We start from the raw sequence: 20,466 nt of genomic DNA, 5'->3' as shown, positions 1-20,466 counted from the left end.
ACGAGGGACACGGGACCCCACCGCCAGCTGTCTTACGGAGATCGCCATGACCCGCACTCCCGTGAATGTCACCGTCACCGGCGCGGCCGGCCAGATCGGCTACGCGCTGCTCTTCCGCATCGCCTCCGGCCACCTGCTCGGCGCTGACGTGCCGGTCAACCTGCGCCTTCTCGAGATCACGCCGGCGCTGAAGGCCGCCGAGGGCACCGCCATGGAGCTCGACGACTGCGCCTTCCCGCTGCTGAACTCCATCGAGATCAGTGACGACCCGAACGTCGCCTTCGACGGCGCCAACGTCGCGCTGCTCGTCGGCGCCCGCCCCCGCACCAAGGGCATGGAGCGCGGTGACCTCCTGGAGGCCAACGGCGGCATCTTCAAGCCGCAGGGCAAGGCCATCAACGACAACGCCGCCGACGACATCAAGGTGCTCGTCGTCGGCAACCCGGCCAACACCAACGCGCTCATCGCGCAGGCCGCCGCCCCGGACGTACCGGCCGAGCGCTTCACCGCGATGACCCGTCTGGACCACAACCGCGCCCTGTCGCAGCTGGCGAAGAAGACCGGCTCGTCGGTCGCCGACATCAAGCGCCTGACCATCTGGGGCAACCACTCGGCCACCCAGTACCCGGACATCTTCCACGCGGAGATCGCCGGCAAGAACGCCGCCGAGGTCGTCAACGACCAGGCGTGGCTCGCCGACGACTTCATCCCGACCGTCGCCAAGCGCGGTGCCGCGATCATCGAGGCCCGTGGCGCCTCGTCGGCCGCCTCCGCCGCCAACGCCGCCATCGACCACGTCCACACGTGGGTCAACGGCACGGCCGAGGGCGACTGGACCTCCATGGGCATTCCGTCCGACGGTTCGTACGGCGTTCCGGAGGGGCTCATCTCCTCCTTCCCCGTCACCGCCAAGGACGGCAAGTACGAGATCGTCCAGGGCCTGGAGATCAACGAGTTCTCGCGTGCGCGCATCGACGCGTCCGTCAAGGAGCTCGCCGAGGAGCGCGACGCCGTGCGCGGTCTCGGCCTCATCTGACGTCACCCCGCGGGGTGCCCCGCCCCCGGCAGCCGTGCACCGGCCGCCGGGGGCGGTTCCCGTTCCGGGTGTTCACCGGTTCGCGGGACCGGGGCACTCTTCGCCCGGCCCGTGCCCGTGAGCCGCGTCAGCTTGCGCCGCATGCACGACCATCCGCCCCGGCGACCGCGCTGGAGTGGTTCTGCCCGCCGTGCGACGTCTGTCCCGAACCGGATCCGGACTTGCCGTAGCCCGCCGTCACCACCGCCGCCGCGGCGACCACCACCAGCGCCACCACCCGCAGGGCCGCCGCCATGCCGTCCGCGAAGCCGCCCGAGGCGTGGGCGGCGAGCGTCGTTCCGGTGACGGCCACGCCGAGCGCGGCGCCCACCTCGCGGGCCGAGGTGCTGAGGCCGGAGCCGAGCCCCGCCTGGTGGGCCGGGAGCGAGCTGACGACACCGAGCGTGAGCGCGGGCATGCACAGGCCGGTGCCCGCCGAGATGACCAGCAGCCAGCAGGCGTACAGCGCGTAGGGGGTCGACGCCCCCGCGGTGGACGCGCCGAGCAGGCCGAGACCGATCAGGAGCAGCCCGCCGCCCACCACGGCTCGGGGCCGGCCCGACCAGCGGGCCGCGAGCCTGGGGACCAGAGCCATGCCGACCGTGAGGGGGATGATGGCGAGGCCCGCGCGGGCGGCGCCGTACCCCTTCACGTACTGCAAGTACTGCGAGTTGACGTAGAAGAGCGAGAAGAGCCCGAAGAAGCACGCGGCCGTCCCGAGCGACGCCGCGCGCAGCCGCCGTGAGCCGAAGACCCGGGGGTCGAGAAGCGGGGCGCGCGAGCGCAGGGCGTGGGCGGCGAACGACGCGACGAGCACGGCGCCCACCGCGAAGGCGGCCAGGATGCGGGCGGACGTCCAGCCGTACAGCGGGCTCTCGATGATGCCGAAGAGGAGGGCGAAGAGCCCGCCGGTCAGCAGCAGTGTGCCCACCGGGTCCGGTGCGGGCGCGTCAACGGCCTTGTCCGTACGGGGGGTCGTGCGGGCGACCGCCGCCGCGAGCAGTGCGGCGAGCGGCACCATCACCCAGAACAGCGCGCGCCAGGACAGGTACTGGCCGATCAGCCCGCCGCCGAGGTTGCCGGCCAGCCCGCCGAGGCCGACGGCGAGCGTCCAGGCGGCGAGGGCGCGCGGCCGGTGCGCGGGCGCGGCGACGCGCAGCAGGATCGACATGGTCGCGGGGGTGATCAGCGCCGCCCCCGCGCCGGACACGCCGCGCCCGGCGATCAGCACCGCCGGGGTGCTGGCGAGCGCGCTGAGCGTGGCCCCGGCCGCGAAGAGACCGAGCCCGCAGAGCAGCGCGCCCTTGCGGCCGTACCGGTCGCCGAGCGCGCCGGCCGGGATCAGGAGCCCCGCGAAGACGATGACATACGCGTCGACCGTCCACAGCAGCTCGCTGGAGGACGGGTGCAGGGAGGACGAACTCAGCTGCGGGACGAGGAGGTTGATGGCAGCGACCATGCTCTGCGCGACGAGGACGCAGGCGCAGAGGGCGAGCAGGGCCGACCGCGGCAGCGCGGGTCGGGGGGCGGGCGGCCGGATCGTGGTGCGGGCAGGCGAGAGCAAGGCTCCTCCTGGGGAGCGTCGTGACGTGGGATGTGCGGCCACCGTAGGCTCAGGTCCGACCTGCTTTCCAGTGCAACTTTCGCAAGGAATGAATGCGCGTGACGCAATCCAGCCGCGGACCAGGTGTGCCCGGTGCGGGAGGGGCGGGGCTCGACCTCAATCTGCTCCTCGCCCTCGACGTCCTCCTCGACGAGCAGAGCGTGTCCGGTGCCGCCCGCCGCCTGCACCTCTCGGAGCCCGCGATGAGCCGTACGCTCGGCCGCATCCGCAAGGCCCTCGGCGACCCCGTCCTCGTACGCGCGGGGCGGCAGATGGTGCCGACGCCGCACGCGCTCGCCGTCCAGGCCGAGGTGAGCGCCGTGGTGGAGCGGGCCCGCGCGCTCTTCGCCGGGCCCGGCGCCGTCGACCTGCGTACGGTCTCCCGCACGCTGACGATCCTCGGCAACGACGCGCTCGTCGGCGCCTACGGCCCCGCGCTCTTCGCCCGCGCCGCGCGGGAAGCGCCGGGCGTCCGGCTCCGCTTCCTGGGCGAGAGCCACGAGGACGCGCCCCTGCTGCGGCAGGGCACCGCCGACCTGGAGCTGGGCGTGATCGGTGAGACCGCGCCCGAGGTGCGCGTGGAGCACTTCCGTGACGACCGGATGCTCGGTGTCGTACGGCCTGAACACCCGTTGCTGCACGGCGAGCTGACGGTGCGTCGATTCGCGGCGGCCGACCATGTGACCGTCTCGCGCCGAGGGCGTCTGACCGGACCGCTGGACGCCGCGCTCGCCGAACTCGGCCTGAGCAGGCGGGTGGTCGGCAGCGTGGGGACCTTCGCCGCGTCCGCCTTCATGCTGCTGCGTACGGATCTGGTCGGCCTGGTCACGTCATGGGCCCGCCCCCTGACGGACACGCTCGGCCTCGTCACCTTCGAGATCCCCCTCGACCTGCCGCCGCTGCCGCTCGGCATGGCCTGGCACCCCCGGCACGACGCGGATCCGGCGCACGCGTGGCTGCGGGGGTGTGCGCGGGAGTTGCTCATGTGACGGGGGAGTCGCTGGGGGTGGAAGGTCGTGGGCGGCGGCTTCTCTTGCTGACCTGCTCACGAATGTAGTACTTCTTATACATGAGCGAGCAAGTGCACAACAGATTGGCGATGGTGCGCGCCGAGCGGAAGGTGTCGCGTCAGAGCCTGGCCGAGGCAGTGGGGGCCCACTACCAGACCATCGGCTACATCGAGCGGGGGCAGTACAACCCGAGCCTCGACCTCGCACTGAAGATCGCGAAGTTCTTCGGGCTGCCCGTCGAGGCGCTGTTCTCCCTCGAACCGTTTCGCCCGCTCACGGACCAGGTTTACGGGAGGAACCAGTGATGACGACCAGTGACCAGCGCCCTTTGACCAACTACGACCGGCGGATGTACCGGCTGATGAACCGGCGTGAGGCGGCGCCGTTCCACGCAACGGCTGCCCGCAGGCGTGCCTGGGTGGTCGGGCACATCGCTCTGACCGCCGTGAGTGCCGTGGCCTGGCTGTTCGCGGTCGTCGGGGACGAGCGATGGGCCACGTGGACCATGCTCGGGCTGCTGCTGCCCTGGTGCTTCGCGACCGGCGTCATCAACAGCTCGACGCGCGGCCTGCTCGAACTGCGCGTGCGCGCGCTGGACGAGCGTCAGCGCGCCGAGAGGGTCCGGGTGGCGGCCGTCGCTCACCGCGCCATGCTGTGGGTGCTCCTCGCCGCCACCGTCGGCTCGGGCGCCGCCGCTCTCTCCGGTCTGGAGCTCAAGGGGCTCGTCTTCCCCGTCCTGTTCAGTGCCTTCGTCGTGCACTGGCTGATGCCGCTCTGGGTGGCGGGCCTCACGGCGAGGGACGAGCCGGACCTCGACGAGGACGATGACATCGTCGAGGTCGCCGGAGCCGCCGGAGCCGCCTGAGTCACGCCTTCTGGAGGCGTTCCTTCAGCTTCGCCACGTCCACCGACTCCTTCGGCGACGGCGTCCTGGCCGGCACCGGCTCGCCGTAGTCGGTGAAGTCCGTCGTCGTCCGCTCACCGCCGTCGTCGTTCTCCACGGACTTGACCAGGCGCGGCCTGCCTTCGGCCGCGATGTACATCGTGTTCTTCCTGCCGTCCTCCGTCTCGGTCAGCGGGATGACGTCGATGCCGTCGACCGTCGTGGGCTCGCCCTTCTTCGGCGACTTCGCGTCGTCGGCGTCATCGGCGTCCTGGATTTCCCGCTGGAGTTCCTTCAGGTCACAGACTCCGACGGCGTCCTTGAGCATGGCGTCGCCGGTGGTGCCGTGGATGTAGCGGCCCTTGAAGAGCTCGGCGGCGGCCTTGCCGTCGCCGCCGGGGACCTGGGTCTTCCAGAACGCCTCGTCCGGCTTCATCCACACCTTGTCGCCGCGTTTGACCAGCTCCAGCGAGGCGCCGCCGGCCTCCTTCATGGTGCCGGCGCAGTTGTCGTCGCGATCGAGGGTCAGTTCGAGGGACATCGGGTCGTCCGAGTCCGCGTCGGCGTCCGACTCCGCGTCGCGGCCGCCGCTCTTCGCGGCGGTGTCTCCGCCCGTCCGCTTCATCGACATGTGCACCGACCGCGCGTCCAGCAGCTCCTGCTTCGCCTTGTCGGAGATCTTCTGGGCGCTCATGCCCGCGAGACCGTTCCCGCCCCCGCCGCCCGCCTTGCGGCCGTCACCGTCGCCGCCATCGCCGTTCGACGAACACGCGGGTACGGTCAGCAGCGCGACCGCGCAACACAGCGCACCGCTCCAGACGCGCTTCCGGGAAACTCGGGACATTCGGCTCATTGCGTCACCTCCGGTGACAGAACGTGTATCGACTGTGCGTTTCGCCCCGAGTGCCCACCCGCGCAGTGACACAGCGCACTTTCAGCCACCGGGCGGCATGGTTTCCCCGCCCCCGGGCAGGTGCTCCCGGCTACCGCGAGTGACAGGCGGTGCAGATGACCAGAACGGAAGGCAAACGGGCGTGTCCGCACAACAGACCATCCATGTGGGCGGAGAGTGGCTGAGCGCCGCCTCCGGCGCCACCCGCGAGATCCTCGACCCGGCGGATGCCAAGCCGTTCGCGCTCATCGCCGAGGGCGGGACCGAGGACGCCGACGCGGCCATAGCCGCCGCGCGCAAGGCCTTCGACGAGGGGCCGTGGCCCACCACGCCCGTCGCCGAGCGTGCCGCCCTGCTGCGCAAGGTCGCCGACCTCCTCGTACGCGACCGGGAGGAGATCGGCCTCCTGGAGAGCCGCGACGCGGGCAAGACCCTCGAAGAGGGCCGCGTGGACGTGGACTGCGTCGCCGACGCCTTCCGCTACTTCGCCGACCTGGTCATCGGAGAGGGCGCCGGGCGCGTCGTCGACGCGGGCAGCGACGACATCCACAGCGTCGTCGTGCACGAGCCCGTCGGTGTCTGCTCGATGATCACGCCCTGGAACTACCCGCTCCTTCAGGCCAGCTGGAAGATCGCCCCGGCGCTCGCCGCCGGCAACACCTTCGTCATCAAGCCCAGCGAGGTCACCCCGCTGACGACGGTCGCCCTCATCGACCTGCTCGTCGAGGCCGGTCTGCCCGCCGGTGTCGCCAACATCGTCACCGGCCCCGGCCACACCGTCGGTGCCCGCCTCGCCGACCACCCCGACGTCGACCTGGTCTCCTTCACCGGTGGCCTCGTGTCCGGCACCAAGGTCGCCCAGGCCGCCGCGCTCGGCGTGAAGAAGGTCGCCCTGGAACTCGGCGGCAAGAACCCCAACGTCGTCTTCGCCGACGCCTGCGCCACCGAAGAGGGCTTCGACACCGCCGTCGACCAGGCGCTCAACGCCGCCTTCATCCACAGCGGACAGGTCTGCTCCGCCGGTGGCCGCCTCATCATCGAGGAGTCCGTCCGCGAGCGCTTCGTCACCGAACTCGCCGACAGGGCCCAGCGGATCAAGCTCGGCCGCGGCACCGAGGACGGCGTCGAGTGCGGCCCCCTCGTCTCGCAGCAGCAGCGCGAGAAGACCGAGATGTACGTCGCCTCCGCCCTGGAGGAGGGCGCCGTGCTCCGCTGCGGCGGCAAGCGCCCCGAGCCGAGCGACGTACGGCCCGCCACCGGTTACTTCTATGAGCCCACCGTGCTCGACCAGTGCCACCGCGAGATGAAGGTCGTACGCGAGGAGGTCTTCGGGCCCGTCCTGACCGTCGAGACCTTCCGCACCGAGGATGAGGCCGTCGCGCTCGCCAACGACACCGAGTACGGCCTCGCGGGCGCCGTGTGGACCGCCGACTCCGGCCGCGCCCGCCGCATGGCCCGCCGGATGCGCCACGGCACCATCTGGATCAACGACTTCCACCCCTACCTGCCGCAGGCGGAGTGGGGCGGCTTCGGCAAGAGCGGCGTCGGGCGCGAGCTCGGCCCCGCCGGACTCGCCGAGTACCGCGAGTCCAAGCACATCTACCAGAACCTGGCCCCGCGCCCCGTCCGCTGGTTCGCGGGCTGAGGCCACCCACCCCATTACGCGCAAGCACCTTGCACGACCTCGCAGGAAGAGGAGTAGCCACCCCATGGCTGAAACCCCCCAGTCCGCAACCGAGTTCGACTACGTGATCGTCGGCGGCGGCACCGCGGGATCGGTGATCGCCTCCCGCCTCACCGAGAACCCGGACGTCACCGTCGCCGTCATCGAGGGCGGCCCGAGCGACATCGACCGTGAGGACGTCCTCACGCTCCGCCGCTGGCTCGGCCTGCTCGGCGGCGACCTCGACTACGGCTACACGACCACGGAACAGCCACGCGGCAACTCCCACATCCTGCACAGCCGTGCCAAGGTGCTCGGCGGCTGCTCCTCCCACAACACCCTGATCTCCTTCAAGCCGCTGCCGTCCGACTGGGACGAGTGGGAGGAGGCCGGGGCCACCGGCTGGAACGCCAAGGCCATGGACCCCTACTTCGGCAAGCTGCGCAACAACATCGTGCGCGTCGCCAAGAAGGACCAGAACCAGATCGCCACCGACTGGGTCGAGGCCACCAAGACCGCCCTCGGCGTCCCCGAGGTCGTCGGCTTCAACGACAAGCCCTTCGACGAGGGCGTCGGCTTCTTCGACCTCGCGTACCACCCGGAGAACAACAAGCGCTCCTCCGCCTCCGTCGCCTACCTCCACCCCCACATGGAGGCCGGTGACCGCCCGAACCTCCACCTGTTCCTGGAGACCTGGGCGACCAAGCTGGAACTGGACGGCAAGACCGCGCGCGGCGTCCACGTACGGATGAAGGATGGCGCCAAGGCGCTGCTCACCGCCCGCCGCGAGGTGCTGGTCTGCGCCGGCGCCGTCGACACCCCGCGCCTGCTCATGCACTCCGGCATCGGCCCGAAGAAGGACCTCGAAGCCCTCGGCATCCCGGTCGTGCACGACCTGCCGGGCGTCGGCGAGAACCTCATCGACCACCCCGAGTCGGTCATCGTCTGGGAGACCAACGGGCCGATCCCCGGCAACTCCGCGATGGACTCGGACGCAGGTCTGTTCGTGAAGCGGGACCCGGACCACAAGGGCCCGGACCTGATGTTCCACTTCTACCAGATCCCGTTCACCGACAATCCGGAGCGTCTCGGCTATGAACGCCCGGAGCACGGCGTGTCGATGACGCCGAACATCCCCAAGTCCCGCGCCCGCGGCCGCCTCTACCTGACGTCGGCGGACCCCGAGGTCAAGCCCGCCCTCGACTTCAAGTACTTCGAGGACGAAGGCGACTACGACGGGCAGACCCTCGTCGACGGCATCAAGCTGGCGCGCAAGGTCGCACAGGCCGAGCCGTTCAAGAAGTGGCTCAAGCGCGAGGTCTTCCCCGGCCCCGACGTCACCGACGACGCCGAGATCGGCGAACTGGTCCGCAAGGCCGCGCACACCGTCTACCACCCGGCCGGCACCTGCCGAATGGGCGCTTCCACTGATGAACTCGCCGTGGTCGACCCGGAGCTGAGGATCCGGGGCCTGGCAGGAATCCGTATCGCGGACGCATCCGTCTTCCCGACGATGCCCGCCGTGAACCCGATGATCGGAGTGCTCATGGTCGGGGAGAAATGTGCCGAGATCCTTGGTGGTGACGGCCGATGAGCGAGGCCACCGCGACGATCGCGGACACGGCTCAGGCGCCCGCCGAAGGGCCCGTCTTCGCCGTCAAGAACCTCTGGAAGGTCTTCGGCCCCAGGGCCGAGCGGATACCCGGCGACACGGAGCTGCACGGCCTGAGCCCCGCCGAGCTGCGTGAGCGGACCGGCTGCACCGCCGCTGTCCGCGATGTGTCCTTCGAGGTCAACAAGGGCGAGGTCTTCGTCGTCATGGGCCTGTCGGGCTCCGGCAAGTCCACCCTCGTACGCTGCCTGACCCGGCTCATCGAGCCCACCTCCGGCGAGCTGTCCATCGACGGCGAGGACGTCCTCGCCATGGACAAGGCCCGCCTGCGCGAACTGCGCCGCCACCGCGCCGCCATGGTCTTCCAGCACTTCGGGCTGCTGCCGCACCGCTCGGTCCTCGACAACGTCGCGTACGGCCTGGAGATCCAGGGCGTCGGCAAGGCCGAGCGGCGCGCCAAGGCCCTCGAAGTCGTCGAGAAGGTCGGCCTCCAGGGGCTCGAACAGCGCAAGCCCGGCCAGCTCTCCGGCGGCCAGCAGCAGCGCGTCGGACTGGCCCGCGCCCTCGCCGTCGACCCCGAAGTCCTGCTGTTCGACGAGCCGTTCAGCGCCCTCGACCCGCTGATCCGCCGCGACATGCAGGAGGAGGTCGTCCGCCTGCACCGTGAAGAGGGCCGCACGATGGTCTTCATCACCCACGACCTCAGCGAGGCACTCAAGCTCGGCGACCGCATCGCCCTGATGCGCGACGGCCGCGTCGTCCAGCTCGGCACGCCCGAGGAGATCGTCGGCTCCCCGGCCGACGACTACGTCCGCGACTTCGTGCGCGACGTCGCCCGTGCCGACGTGATCAGCGTCCGCAGCGCCATGCGGCCCGCCGAGGGCGACGAGGAGACCACGGGCGCGGCCCTCGCACCCGACGCCAAGGTCACCGAGGCCATCGAGGCCGTCGCTCGCACCGGCTGTCCGGTGCGCGTGATGGACGGCGCGCGCTGCCTGGGCGTGGTCGACCACGCCGGGCTGCTCGCCGTGGTCGCCGGTACCACCGTGGTCGCGGGTACCACCGCGGCCCCGGCGCCAAACGTCCCCGGCAAGGGCGAGGTGGTCGCCTGATGGCCACCGCCACCGCCTCCGGTCCCGTCCGCGATACGGGAATCGGCGCCCTCCTCCGCCACCGCGCCGTCGGCAAGGTCCTGCTCCTCGCCGTCGCCGCGGCCGTGATCGTGCCGATCCTCAACGCCAAGTGGGCCTCCGGCGCCTGGCCCGACGCCCTCACCGTCGACCTGACCGAGCCGCTGGGCAAGACCACCGACTGGATCATCGACAACCGCGACAGCCACCCGCTGTTCACCTACTTCTTCGGGCACGTCAGCAACGCCATCGTGCTCTCCGTGCGCGGCGTCTACCTGGTGCTGCTGGGCGCCGGCTGGGCCGGCGTGACCGTCGCCGCCGGGCTCATCGCCTGGCGCGTGGCGGGCGTCAAGCTCGCCGTCATGGCGTCCGCGTCGTTCGCCGTGTGCGGGCTGCTCGGCATGTGGGTGCCGACCATGCAGACCCTCGCCCTGATGATCGTGGCGGTCCTCGCCTCGGTCGTGGTCGGCCTGCTCCTCGGCCTCGCGGGCGGGCTCAGCGACCGCGTCTTCCGCATCCTGCGGCCGGTCCTCGACACCATGCAGGTGCTGCCCGCGTACGCCTACCTGCTCCCCTTCGCCCTCGTCTTCGGCATGGGCGTCCCGGCGGCCGTCCTCGCCACGGTCGTGTACTCGGCGCCGCCCATGGCCCGGCTCACCGCGCTCGGCCTGCGGGGCGCCGACAGCGGCGTCATGGAGGCGGTCACCTCGCTCGGCGCGACCGGGCGCCAGCGCCTGCTCTCGGCGCGCCTGCCGCTCGCCCTCAAGGAACTCCTGCTCGGCGTCAACCAGACGATCATGATGGCGCTCTCCATGGCCGTCATCGCCTCGGTGATCGGCGCGGGCGGCCTCGGTGACCGCGTCTACCAGGCACTCTCCACCGTCGACGTCGGCCAGGCGCTCGCCGCCGGCATCCCGATCGTGCTGCTCGCCGTGGTCCTTGACCGGGTGACCGGAGCCGCCGGTGAGCGCATGGGCACGCAGACCGCCGAGGCCGACGCGTCGCCGCTGCGCGGCTGGCGCGGCTGGTCGCTGGTGGCCGCCGTGACGGTCGCCGCCGCGCTCGCCGCCCGCTTCGCGGACCGCGTGGACTGGCCGACCGGCTGGGTCGTCAACATCGCCCCGTCGGTCAACACCGCCAAGGACTGGATGGTCGACCACCTGTACACCGACGTACCCGTCGTCGGCGGCACCGCGGACTGGGCGGCCCACTTCACCACCTGGATCCTCAACCCCGTCCGCGACGGTCTCCAGGGCCTGCCCTGGTGGTCGGTCCTGCTGATCGTCGCCGCACTCGCCTGGCTGATCGGCACCTGGCAGACGGCGCTCACCGCCGTCGCCGCGATGGCCGCGATCGGTGTGCTCGGCGTCTGGAACAAGTCCCTCGACACGCTCTCGCAGGTCCTCGCCGGTGTCGCCGTGACGCTGGTCCTCGGCTTCGCCATCGGCGTCCTCGCCTCCCGCAGCAAGCGGTTCGAACGCATGCTCCGACCGGTGCTCGACGTCTTCCAGACGATGCCGCAGTTCGTGTACCTGATCCCGGTCGTCGCCCTCTTCGGCATCGGCCGGGCCCCCGCGGTCGCCGCCGCCGTGGTCTACGCGCTGCCCGCCGTCGTCCGCATCACCACGCAGGGCCTGAGCCAGGTCGACGCCGCCGCGATGGAGTCCTCGCGCTCGCTGGGCGCGACCAGCTGGCAGCAGCTGCGCAAGGTCCAGCTGCCGCTGGCCCGCCCGGCGCTCCTGCTCGCCCTCAACCAGGGCGTCGTCCTGGTCCTCGCCGTCGTCGTCATCGGCGGTCTGGTCGGCGGTGGCGCGCTCGGCTACGACGTGGTGTTCGGCATCGCGCAGGGCGATCTGGCGACCGGCCTGGTGGCCGGTGCCGCGATCGTCTGCCTCGGCCTGATGCTCGACCGGGTCACGCAGCCCACCGAGCGCCGCGTCAAGAAGGGAGCGTGACATGCGCACTCGTACGCATGTGATACGTACGCGTGTCCTGAGCGCCGTCACGGCCGGCGGCGCGCTGCTCGCGCTCTCCGGCTGCGGCGCCGCCGACATGACCAAGCAGGCGTCGCCGTACGCGAACGCCGCCGGGGCCAAGACGGTGACCCTCTCGGTCCAGTCCTGGGTCGGCGCGCAGGCGGACGTCGCCGTCGCCGAGTACCTGCTCAAGAACGAGCTGGGCTACCGCGTCGACAAGGTCCAGATCGACGAGGTCCCCGCCTGGGACGCCCTCAGCCAGGGCCGCGTCGACGCGATCATGGAGGACTGGGGCCACCCCGAGCAGGAACAGCGCTACGTCAAGGACAAGAAGACGATCGTCCCCGGCGGCGACGTCGGCGTGACGGGCCACATCGGCTGGTACGTCCCCACGTACTTCGCCAAGAAGCACCCGGACGTCACCGACTGGAAGAACCTCAACAAGTACGCCGACCAGTTCCGCACCTCCGAGAGCGGCGACAAGGGCCAGCTCATGGACGGCTCCCCGTCGTACGTGACGAACGACAAGGCCCTGGTCAAGAACCTCGGCCTGGACTACGAGGTCGTCTTCGCGGGCTCGGAGGCGGCGCAGATCACCCAGATCGAGCAGTTCGCCAAGCAGAAGAAGCCGTTCCTGACGTACTGGTACAAGCCGCAGTGGCTGTTCGAGAAGGTGCCGATGACGGAGGTGAAGCTGCCTGCGTACAAGGAGGGCTGCGACGCCGACCCGGCCAAGATCAAGTGCGCCTATCCGCACACGCCGCTCCAGAAGTACTTCAACGCGGACTTCGCCGAGAAGGGCGGTGACGCCGCGAAGTTCCTGAAGAACTTCAAGTGGTCGGAGGAGGACCAGAACGAGGTCTCCCTCATGATCGCGGACCAGAAGATGTCGCCGGACGCGGCGGCGAAGAAGTGGGTCGAGAAGAACGAGGCGAAGTGGCGGGCGTGGATTCCTGAGTAGGCGTCCACGAGGGCCGTCCCTGTGTGCCGGGCGCTTTGTGGGCAAGGCGCCCGGCACAGCCGTGTCAGGGCCGGTCCGTCAGCCCGGGCTCAGGGGCGGGCCAGCTCGTCGGCGATGTCCCGCAGTGCCGTCAGGCTCCGGTGCAGCAGGCCGGGCCCGAACGTGATCCGCGTGGCGCCCAGCTCCCCCAGCTTCCGCGGGGACGGGCCGACCGGCTCCGCCACCATGTTCAGGGGGCCCTCGATGCCCGCCCGCAGTGCGGGGATCGCCTCGGCGGGGGCCAGGATCGGGTACACGCAGTCCGCGCCGGCGGCCACGTACAGGCGGGCCCGCTCGATCGCGGCCTCCGGCTCAGGGACACCCCTGAGGAACGTGTCCACGCGCGCGTTGACGAAGAGCCGGTCGCCCGCGGCGGCCCGTACCTCCGCGAGGAAGTCGGCGTGCTCGGCGGGGTCCTTGAGCGTGCTCGTCCCGCCCTCCCCCTTGACGGAGTCCTCCAGGTTGCAGCCGACCGCCCCGGTCGCGAGGAGCCGCTCCACCAGCTCCTTCGGGGCGAGGCCGTAGCCGCCCTCGATGTCCGCGCTCACGGGCACGGAGACGGACCGCACGACCCGTGTGACCGCCGCGAACATCTCGTCGGGCGGCACCTGCCCGTCCTCGTATCCGAGCGAGAGCGCGATCCCCGCGCTGGGCGTGGCGAGCGCGGGGCTGCCCGCCTCCTCGAAGACCCGGGCGCTCGCGGCGTCCCACGGTCCCGGCAGGATCAGCGGGTCGCCGGGCGCGCGGTCGTGGTGCAGGGCGCGCAGGGTGTCGACGGCGTTCATGAGAAGGTCCCCCCGGGTTCGATGCGACGGCTGACCATCAGCCGGTTCCAGCTGTTGATGACGGCGATCAGGCCGAGCATATGGGCGAGTTCGGCCTCGTCGAAGTGCTGGGCGGCCCGCTCGTACACCTCGTCCGGCACGAACTCCTCGGTGAGGACGGTGACGGCCTCGGTCAGGGCGAGGGCCGCGCACTCCCGCTCGTCGAACAGCGCACCGGCCTCCTCCCACGCGTCGAGCAGCGCGATCCGCTTGGCGCTCTCGCCGTTCTTGAGGGCGATCTCCACATGCATGTCGAGGCAGAACGCGCAGGCGTTGATCTGCGAGGCCCGGATCATCACCAGCTCGGCGAGGGCCGGGTCGCCGAGGCCCCGCTTGGCGGCGGCGCTCAGCGCGGACATCGCGGAGGCGACGCCCTTGTCCAAGTAGGTGGTACGAGCGGTCACTTGATGTCCCCGGCCTTGTAGTGGCCCGGCACCTGGCGCGTCGAGACGCCGAAGCGGTTCCACGCGTTGATGACGGCGATCGCGGCGATCAGCTGGGTCAGCTCCGCCTCGTCGAAGTGCTGGGCTGCCCGCTCGTACACCTCGTCCGGCACGAAGCCGTCGGTCAGGACGGTGACCGCGTCGGTCAGCTCGATCGCGGCCACTTCCTTGGCCGTGTAGAAGTGCCGCGACTCCTCCCAGGCGCTGAGCTGGATGATCCGCTCGACGCTCTCGCCCGCCGCGAGGGCGTCCTTGGTGTGCATGTCCAGGCAGAGCGCGCAGCGGTTGATCTGCGAGGCGCGGATCTTGACGAGTTCGTAGATCACCGGGTCGAGCCCCTTACGGGCCGCCGCGTCGAGTTTGATCATGGCCTTGAAGACCTCGGGGGCGTGCTGCGCCCAGGCCAGGCGGGGGGTGTGCTCGTGGACGTACTCCTTCGTGGCGGTGGTGGTGGCGGGGTGCTCGGTCGTCGTCATGACGACGACCCTACGGGCGTGGTCGCCCACCGGTATGGTCCATTTCCATGGGAGAATCTTGGGCCACTCTGGGCGTCGACCTGCACCTGGAGACGGGCGGTGACGCCGCCCGCGGCGGCGTGCGCAAGGGCCTGACCGACGCCCTGCGCGAGGCGGTCCGCGGCGGCCGCCTCGCCCCCGGCACCCGGCTGCCCTCGTCCCGCTCCCTCGCCGTCGACCTCGGCATCGCCCGCAACACCGTCGCCGACGCCTACGCCGACCTCGTCGCCGAAGGCTGGCTCACCGCCCGCCAGGGCTCGGGCACGAGTGTCGCCGAGCGTCCGGTCGCGCCGCCGGTGCGGCCCGCGCCCGCCCGCAGGCCCGCCGGGGCGCCGACGTACGACCTGCACCCCGGCACCCCCGACCTCTCCTCCTTCCCGCGCGCGGAGTGGCTCAAGGCGGCCCGCCGCGCACTGGCGGCGGCGCCCAACGCCGCGTTCGGGTACGGCGATCCGCGCGGCCGCATCGAACTGCGCGAGGCCCTCGCCGGCTACCTCGCGCGGGCCCGGGGCGTGTCCGCGGACCCCGACCGCGTCGTCATCACCGCGGGGTTCGTGCACGGCTTGTCCATCCTCGGCCGGGTCCTGCGGGCACGCGGGCTGCGGGACGCGGCCGTGGAGTCGTACGGCCTGGACATCCACTGGAACCTCCTGCACCGCGCCGGGCTGCGCACGGCCCCGCTCGCCCTCGACGGCCTCGGCACGGACGTCGCGGGGCTGGCGGGCGGGCCGGCGAAGGCGGTGCTGCTCACCCCCGCCCACCAGTTCCCGATCGGCTCGCCGCTGCACCCCGACCGGCGCGCGGCGGCCGTGGACTGGGCGCGGCGCGAGGGCGGGGTGATCCTGGAGGACGACTACGACGGCGAGTTCCGCTACGACCGCCAGCCCGTCGGCGCGCTCCAGGGCCTCGACCCCGAACACGTGGTCTACCTCGGCACGGCAAGCAAGTCCCTCGCCCCCGGCCTGCGTCTGGGCTGGATGGTGGTGCCCTCGGGGCTGCGCGACGAGGTCGTCGGCGAGAAGGACGCCGCCGGGTGGTCGGGCAGCGCACTCGACCAGCTGACCCTCGCGGAGTTCCTCACCTCGGGTGCGTACGACCGTCATGTCCGCGCCGCCCGCCTGCGCTACCGGCGCCGCCGCGACCAATTGGTGGCCGCCCTCGCCGAACGGTCCCCCGAGACCCGCGCCACGGGCATCGCCGCGGGCCTCCACGCGGTCCTCGAACTCCCGCCGGGCACCGAGCGGTCCGTCGTCCAGGCCGCCAACTGGGAGCGGCTCGCGGTCCAGGGGCTCTCCCGCTTCCGCCATCCGCTCGCGGCGGTGCGGCGGCAGGACGCGCTGGTCGTGGGGTACGGGACGCCCGCGGAGCACGCGTGGGCGGGGGCGCTGGAGGCGTTGTGCCGGGTGCTGCCGTGACGTGGCGGGACGGGTACGTCCTCGTCCGGTGGGCCCGAGCCCAAAGCCCTAGAACCCCTCGGCCCTGCGGCTGATCCCGCCCCTGAGGCGCCCAACTAGCGTTCCCCGCAAGCGGAACGGGCTCCCGGCCCGCCGCCGGAGAAGGGGGAAAGCATGACGACAACGTCTGTGCCGGCAGAGGGTGCGGCAAGGAAGGTCACCGTGCTCGGGCTCGGTGACATGGGATCAGCGATCGCCCGGACATTCGTGGAGCACGGATTTCGCACCACGGTCTGGAACCGGACCGCGTCCAAGAGCGCGCCACTGGTCGAGGCGGGGGCCACCGCGGCCGCCACGGCGGCGGAGGCGGTGGCGGCGAGCCCGCTCGTCGTGATCTGCCTGCTCGACGGCACGGCGGTCGACGAGGTGCTGGCCTCGGTCGACACGGCGGTCGCGGGCAAGGTCCTGGTGAACGTCACGAGCGGCTCTCCCGCCCAGGCGCGGACGTACGAGCGCTGGGCGGGCGAGCGCGGCGCGGAGTACATCGACGGCAAGGTCATGGGCGACCCGCCGGACGTCGGCAAGCCCCACGTCGTGTTCCCGTTCAGCGGCTCCCGTGCCGCCTACGAGGCCCACGAGCCGACGCTGCGGGTGCTGGGCGGCGTCGCGTACCACGGCGAGGACGCCGGCGCGGCGGCCGTGGAGTTCATGGCCCAGGTCGCGATGGGCTTCGAGCTGCTCATCGGATTTCTCCACACGCTCAAGCTGGTCCAGGCGGAGGGCGTCGACGTCACCGAGTTCACCGACCGCCTCGCGGCTTCGGTCGCCGCTTACCCGCCACTGCTGACCTCGATGGCCGAGGCGGTCAAGAGCGGCGAGTACGGGCCGGACCTCGGCTCGCTCGACGTCCAGGCCGCGCTGATGGACGACCTGATCAGCCACCGGGAGTCCGTCGGCGTGGAGTCGGTACGGATGCGGGAGGTCAAGACCCTGATGACCCGCCGCATAGCCGAGGGCCACGGCGACCAGGGCTTCTCCAGCCTGTTCGAACTGCTGGGGAAGTAGGCCGGGACGAGGCGCGCCCCCCCGCCAGGAGCCGGACGGTCCGGTGCGGCCCGGCCGGGCGGGGGTGCACCCCCGTCAGGGGCGCGGGGAACGGCGCGAGCAACCACGACGCGCCCGCAGGGGATGGTCGAGGGAGGCCAACGAGGCCGCAGAGACGCAGGCCACTAGGCTGACCGCCGATCACCCGCACCGACATCCACGGGGGAGCAGAACGGATGGCCCAGCAACAGCCGCCGACGGCCCAGCAACAGATACGGACGCCCGAGCAACAGCCGCCGACCGAACAAGCGGACCGGCAGCAGCCGCCGCAGCGGACCGAACAGCCGCAGCCGGCACGGATGAAACAGACGAAGCCGCGCCGCCTGCGGTCCAGCACGGTCGTGCTCGGCGGCATGGGCGTCCTCGCGGCGGCCCTGACTTCCTGCGGCTCGGAACCGGACCGCCGCTGCGTGGACCGGGACAGCTACGACGGCTACCTCGGATACAAGATCGTCAGCGACAAGCACTGCAAGACGACCGCCGGGTCCTCCACGGGCAAGGGCCGCAAGTCGAACACCGGCTCCTACGGCACCGGCAAGACCCCGGGCCGCATCGACCCCGCCTGGTACTACGACGCCGAGGTCGACGGCCGCTACGCCGACCTGGGCACCTTCAGCCGCAGCGAGGCCGTGGACCGCGACGGCTTCGGCTGCTCGGGCGACGGCAGCGGCGGCAGCGGCAGCAGCGGCGGCTGACCGGCAGGGACCCCGCACACCATGGAACGCCGCACCATCGAACCCCGTCCCGGCTGGCAGCGGACCGTCGAGGACCAAGGGCTCATCTACCCCCTCACCCGCTACCCCGACGACACCCTGCGCCCCTACTGGGACGAGAGCGCCTACTACGTCTTCTCGCTCCCCGAGGTCGAGGCACTGGAGGAGGTCGTCGAGGAACTCCACGCGATGTGCCTGGCCGCAGCCGCGCACCTCGTCGACCACGACCGCCTGGCCGACCTCGGCATCACGGACCCGCGCGTGGCGGACGCCGTCACCGAGGCCTGGCACCGCCGGGCCGAACTCCCCTCCCTCTACGGCCGCTTCGACCTGCGCTACGACGGCACGGGTCCGGCCAAGATGCTGGAGTACAACGCCGACACACCCACCTCCCTCGTCGAGGCCGCGAGCCCGCAGTGGTTCTGGATGGAGGAGCGCTTCCCGGGCGCCGACCAGTGGAACTCCCTCCACGAACGCCTCGTCGACGCGTGGAAGAAGCAGGCCGCCCTGCTTCCGCCCGGCGGCCCCCTCTACTTCGCGCACTCCGCCGCCGACGAACTCGGCGAGGACCTGATGACCGTCGCCTATCTGCGCGAGACGGCCCAACAGGCGGGCCTCACCACGGACTCCATCTCCATGGAGGACATCGGCTGGGACCGCCTCTCGCGCCGCTTCGTCGACAAGAAGCTCCGCTTCATACGCTCCTGCTTCAAGCTCTACCCGTGGGAGTGGCTGACCACGGACCGCTTCGCGCCGCACGTCCTGGAGACCCTCGACAACGGTGGCGGCACCGGCTCGACGCTGTGGATCGAACCCGCCTGGAAGATGCTCCTCTCCAACAAGGCACTCCTCGCCGTCCTCTGGGAGCTGTACCCCGGCCACCCGAACCTGCTCCCCGCCTACCTGGACGGCCCCCGCGAACTGGCCACCACGCGCGGCTACGTCGCCAAGCCCCTCCTCGGCCGCGAGGGCGCCGGCGTCACGGTGCACGAACCGGACTCCGCCCCCGCCCGGCTCGAACAGCCCTGCTGCTACCAGGAATTGGCCCCCCTGCCGGACTTCGACGGCAACCGGGTCGTCCTCGGCGCCTGGGTCGTCGAGGACGAGGCGGCCGGGCTCGGCATCAGGGAGTCCTCGGGCCTGATCACGGACGAGTACGCGCGGTTCATCCCCCACGTGATCCTCTGACCCGAGCCGGAAGGGCCCGAGCCGGAAGGGCCCGAGCCGGTCGGCAGGGTTTGGCCGGGCGGGGCAGTGCCCCGCCCCGTCAGCTCAGGACCGCCCGCAGCTGGTCGAGCCCCCAGTCCAGATCCTCCTTGCTGATCACCAGCGGGGGAGCGATACGGATCGTCGCGCCATGCGTGTCCTTGACCAGCACCCCGCGCTCCATCAACTTCTCGGACACCTCCCGGCCCGTGCCGTGCGACGGGGCGATGTCGACGCCCGCCCACAGCCCGCGCCCACGCACCTCCGTCACCTTCCCGGCCCCGGTCAGCAGACCCAGCTCGGCGTGCAGATGGTCGCCCAGCTCCGTGGCCCGCTGCTGGAACTCGCCCGTCGAGAGCATGTCGACCACCTCAAGGCCCACGGCACAGGCGAGGGGGTTGCCGCCGAACGTCGACCCGTGCTCGCCCGGCCTGAACACCCCGAGGACATCGGCGTCCGCGACCACCGCCGACACCGGCACGACCCCGCCCCCGAGCGCCTTGCCCAGCAGATACACGTCCGGCACCACGCCCTCGTGCTCACACGCGAAGGTCCGGCCCGTCCGGCCGAGCCCCGACTGGATCTCGTCCGCCATGAAGAGCACCCCGCGCTCGCGGGTCAGCTCCCTGACCCCCGCCAGATACCCGGCGGGCGGCACCAGCACCCCTGCCTCGCCCTGGATCGGCTCCAGGAGCACCGCCACCGTCTTGTCGGTGACCGCGGCCCGCAGCGCCGCCAGGTCCCCGTACGGCACGATCTCGAACCCCGGTGTGTACGGCCCGAAGTCCGCCCGAGCCTCCTCGTCCGTGGAGAAGCTGACGATGGTCGTGGTCCGGCCGTGGAAGTTCTCGGCCGCGACGACGATCTTCGCCCGCCCGTCCGGCACGCCCTTGACCCGGTACCCCCACTTGCGCGCGGTCTTCACGGCCGTCTCGACGGCCTCCGCGCCCGTGTTCATCGGCAGCACCATCTCCTTGCCGCACAGCTCGGCCAGGCGCGTACAGAACTCGGCGAAACGGTCGTGGTGGAAGGCCCGCGAGGTCAGCGTCACGCGGTCCAGCTGCGCCTTGGCGGCCTCGATCAGGCGGCGGTTGCCGTGCCCGAAGTTGAGCGCGGAGTACCCGGCGAGCATGTCGAGGTAGCGGCGCCCCTCGACATCGGTCATCCAGGCGCCCTCGGCCGAGGCGACCACGATGGGCAGCGGGTGGTAATTGTGCGCGCTGTGCGCCTCGGCCGACGCGATGAACTTCTCGGTGGCCGAACCAGTGGCCGAACTGGTGGCCGAGCCGCCGATCGTCCCCGACGAGGGTGCTGACGAACCTGCGGAAGGTGACGCAAAGGGGGTTGGCATAGTCGACACGGGGTCTCCGTTCGTCCTGCGGCGCGGCGCGATGGTGGCGGCCGGGTGGTCCAAGTTCTGCCG

The 20,466-nt window shown here is 71.5% G+C and carries 19 protein-coding genes; 13 read left to right on the top strand and 6 right to left on the bottom strand.

Going from position 1 to position 20,466, the window contains the following annotated elements; translation table 11 throughout:
• Positions 1-46: 46 nt before the first annotated feature.
• The gene (locus tag ACF062_RS15785) at positions 47-1,036 is read left to right on the top strand and encodes a malate dehydrogenase (protein WP_392138484.1); all 990 of its coding nucleotides are present in this window, start codon (positions 47-49) and stop codon (positions 1,034-1,036) included.
• A 127-nt stretch (positions 1,037-1,163) separates the two neighbouring features.
• Here the strand turns inward: ACF062_RS15785 and ACF062_RS15780 are convergent, their stop codons facing one another.
• Positions 1,164-2,639, bottom strand: coding sequence for an MFS transporter (locus tag ACF062_RS15780; RefSeq protein WP_392138482.1), 1,476 nt, complete (start codon positions 2,637-2,639; stop codon positions 1,164-1,166).
• A 92-nt stretch (positions 2,640-2,731) separates the two neighbouring features.
• On the opposite strand from ACF062_RS15780, the gene ACF062_RS15775 reads away from it, so the two are divergent.
• The 3 genes from ACF062_RS15775 (at position 2,732) to ACF062_RS15765 (ending at position 4,553) form a co-directional block, all read left to right on the top strand.
• Positions 2,732-3,667, top strand: coding sequence for a LysR family transcriptional regulator (locus ACF062_RS15775; protein WP_392138480.1), 936 nt, complete (start codon positions 2,732-2,734; stop codon positions 3,665-3,667).
• Between the two features lie 80 nt (positions 3,668-3,747).
• Entirely contained in the window at positions 3,748-3,993 is a 246-nt protein-coding gene (locus ACF062_RS15770; RefSeq protein WP_392138478.1) for a helix-turn-helix transcriptional regulator, read from the top strand.
• Positions 3,993-4,553: a hypothetical protein gene (locus tag ACF062_RS15765; protein ID WP_392138476.1), complete on the top strand. Its 561-nt coding sequence runs from the start codon at positions 3,993-3,995 to the stop codon at positions 4,551-4,553. The genes ACF062_RS15770 and ACF062_RS15765 overlap by 1 nt, the downstream gene beginning before the upstream one ends.
• 1 nt (position 4,554) lies before the next feature.
• On the opposite strand, the gene ACF062_RS15760 is transcribed toward ACF062_RS15765, so the two are convergent.
• Entirely contained in the window at positions 4,555-5,415 is an 861-nt protein-coding gene (locus tag ACF062_RS15760; RefSeq protein ID WP_392138475.1) for a hypothetical protein, read from the bottom strand.
• 190 nt (positions 5,416-5,605) lie between these two features.
• Between ACF062_RS15760 and ACF062_RS15755 the strand changes: the two genes are divergently transcribed.
• From ACF062_RS15755 to ACF062_RS15735, 5 genes are all read left to right on the top strand, one after another.
• Positions 5,606-7,108 (top strand): aldehyde dehydrogenase family protein, encoded by a 1,503-nt coding sequence (locus tag ACF062_RS15755; RefSeq protein ID WP_392138473.1) that lies wholly within the window; start codon positions 5,606-5,608, stop codon positions 7,106-7,108.
• Positions 7,109-7,172: 64 nt separating this feature from the next.
• Positions 7,173-8,720 carry a GMC family oxidoreductase gene (locus ACF062_RS15750; RefSeq protein ID WP_392138471.1) on the top strand — a complete coding sequence of 516 codons (1,548 nt, stop codon included), beginning with the start codon at positions 7,173-7,175 and terminating at the stop codon, positions 8,718-8,720.
• Entirely contained in the window at positions 8,717-9,850 is a 1,134-nt protein-coding gene (locus ACF062_RS15745) for a glycine betaine/L-proline ABC transporter ATP-binding protein (RefSeq protein ID WP_392138470.1), read from the top strand. Before ACF062_RS15750 ends, ACF062_RS15745 begins: the two co-directional genes overlap by 4 nt.
• A complete protein-coding gene (locus ACF062_RS15740; protein WP_392138468.1) occupies positions 9,850-11,823 on the top strand; it encodes an ABC transporter permease in 1,974 nt (657 codons plus the stop codon). Before ACF062_RS15745 ends, ACF062_RS15740 begins: the two co-directional genes overlap by 1 nt.
• A gap of 1 nt (position 11,824) precedes the next feature.
• The gene (locus ACF062_RS15735; RefSeq protein ID WP_392138466.1) at positions 11,825-12,805 is read left to right on the top strand and encodes an ABC transporter substrate-binding protein; all 981 of its coding nucleotides are present in this window, start codon (positions 11,825-11,827) and stop codon (positions 12,803-12,805) included.
• Between the two features lie 89 nt (positions 12,806-12,894).
• Here the strand turns inward: ACF062_RS15735 and ACF062_RS15730 are convergent, their stop codons facing one another.
• Genes ACF062_RS15730 through ACF062_RS15720 form a run of 3 tightly spaced genes read right to left on the bottom strand, consistent with a single transcriptional unit; the run spans position 12,895 to position 14,587 of the window.
• Positions 12,895-13,629, bottom strand: a complete 735-nt coding sequence (locus tag ACF062_RS15730) for an isocitrate lyase/phosphoenolpyruvate mutase family protein (RefSeq protein WP_392138465.1) — start codon at positions 13,627-13,629, stop codon at positions 12,895-12,897.
• The gene (locus tag ACF062_RS15725; protein WP_392138463.1) at positions 13,626-14,072 is read right to left on the bottom strand and encodes a carboxymuconolactone decarboxylase family protein; all 447 of its coding nucleotides are present in this window, start codon (positions 14,070-14,072) and stop codon (positions 13,626-13,628) included. Before ACF062_RS15725 ends, ACF062_RS15730 begins: the two co-directional genes overlap by 4 nt.
• Positions 14,069-14,587 carry a carboxymuconolactone decarboxylase family protein gene (locus tag ACF062_RS15720; RefSeq protein WP_392138461.1) on the bottom strand — a complete coding sequence of 173 codons (519 nt, stop codon included), beginning with the start codon at positions 14,585-14,587 and terminating at the stop codon, positions 14,069-14,071. Before ACF062_RS15720 ends, ACF062_RS15725 begins: the two co-directional genes overlap by 4 nt.
• Before the next feature lie 47 nt (positions 14,588-14,634).
• Between ACF062_RS15720 and ACF062_RS15715 the strand changes: the two genes are divergently transcribed.
• From ACF062_RS15715 to ACF062_RS15700, 4 genes are all read left to right on the top strand, one after another.
• Positions 14,635-16,041, top strand: a complete 1,407-nt coding sequence (locus ACF062_RS15715; protein ID WP_392138460.1) for a PLP-dependent aminotransferase family protein — start codon at positions 14,635-14,637, stop codon at positions 16,039-16,041.
• A gap of 153 nt (positions 16,042-16,194) precedes the next feature.
• A complete protein-coding gene (locus tag ACF062_RS15710) occupies positions 16,195-17,085 on the top strand; it encodes an NAD(P)-dependent oxidoreductase (protein WP_392138458.1) in 891 nt (296 codons plus the stop codon).
• A 338-nt stretch (positions 17,086-17,423) separates the two neighbouring features.
• A complete protein-coding gene (locus tag ACF062_RS15705; protein WP_392138892.1) occupies positions 17,424-17,819 on the top strand; it encodes a hypothetical protein in 396 nt (131 codons plus the stop codon).
• A 21-nt stretch (positions 17,820-17,840) separates the two neighbouring features.
• A complete protein-coding gene (locus ACF062_RS15700; RefSeq protein WP_392138457.1) occupies positions 17,841-19,025 on the top strand; it encodes a glutathionylspermidine synthase family protein in 1,185 nt (394 codons plus the stop codon).
• A 79-nt stretch (positions 19,026-19,104) separates the two neighbouring features.
• On the opposite strand, the gene rocD is transcribed toward ACF062_RS15700, so the two are convergent.
• Complete coding sequence (rocD, locus tag ACF062_RS15695) at positions 19,105-20,403, bottom strand: ornithine--oxo-acid transaminase (RefSeq protein WP_392138455.1); 1,299 nt, start codon at positions 20,401-20,403, stop codon at positions 19,105-19,107.
• Positions 20,404-20,466: the final 63 nt, after the last annotated feature.

Source organism: Streptomyces sp. NPDC015345, from assembly GCF_043078805.1.
Classification (GTDB): Bacteria; Actinomycetota; Actinomycetes; order Streptomycetales; family Streptomycetaceae; genus Streptomyces.
Note: the sequence above shows the minus strand (reverse complement) of the source record. Positions and strands in the feature narration are given on the sequence as shown.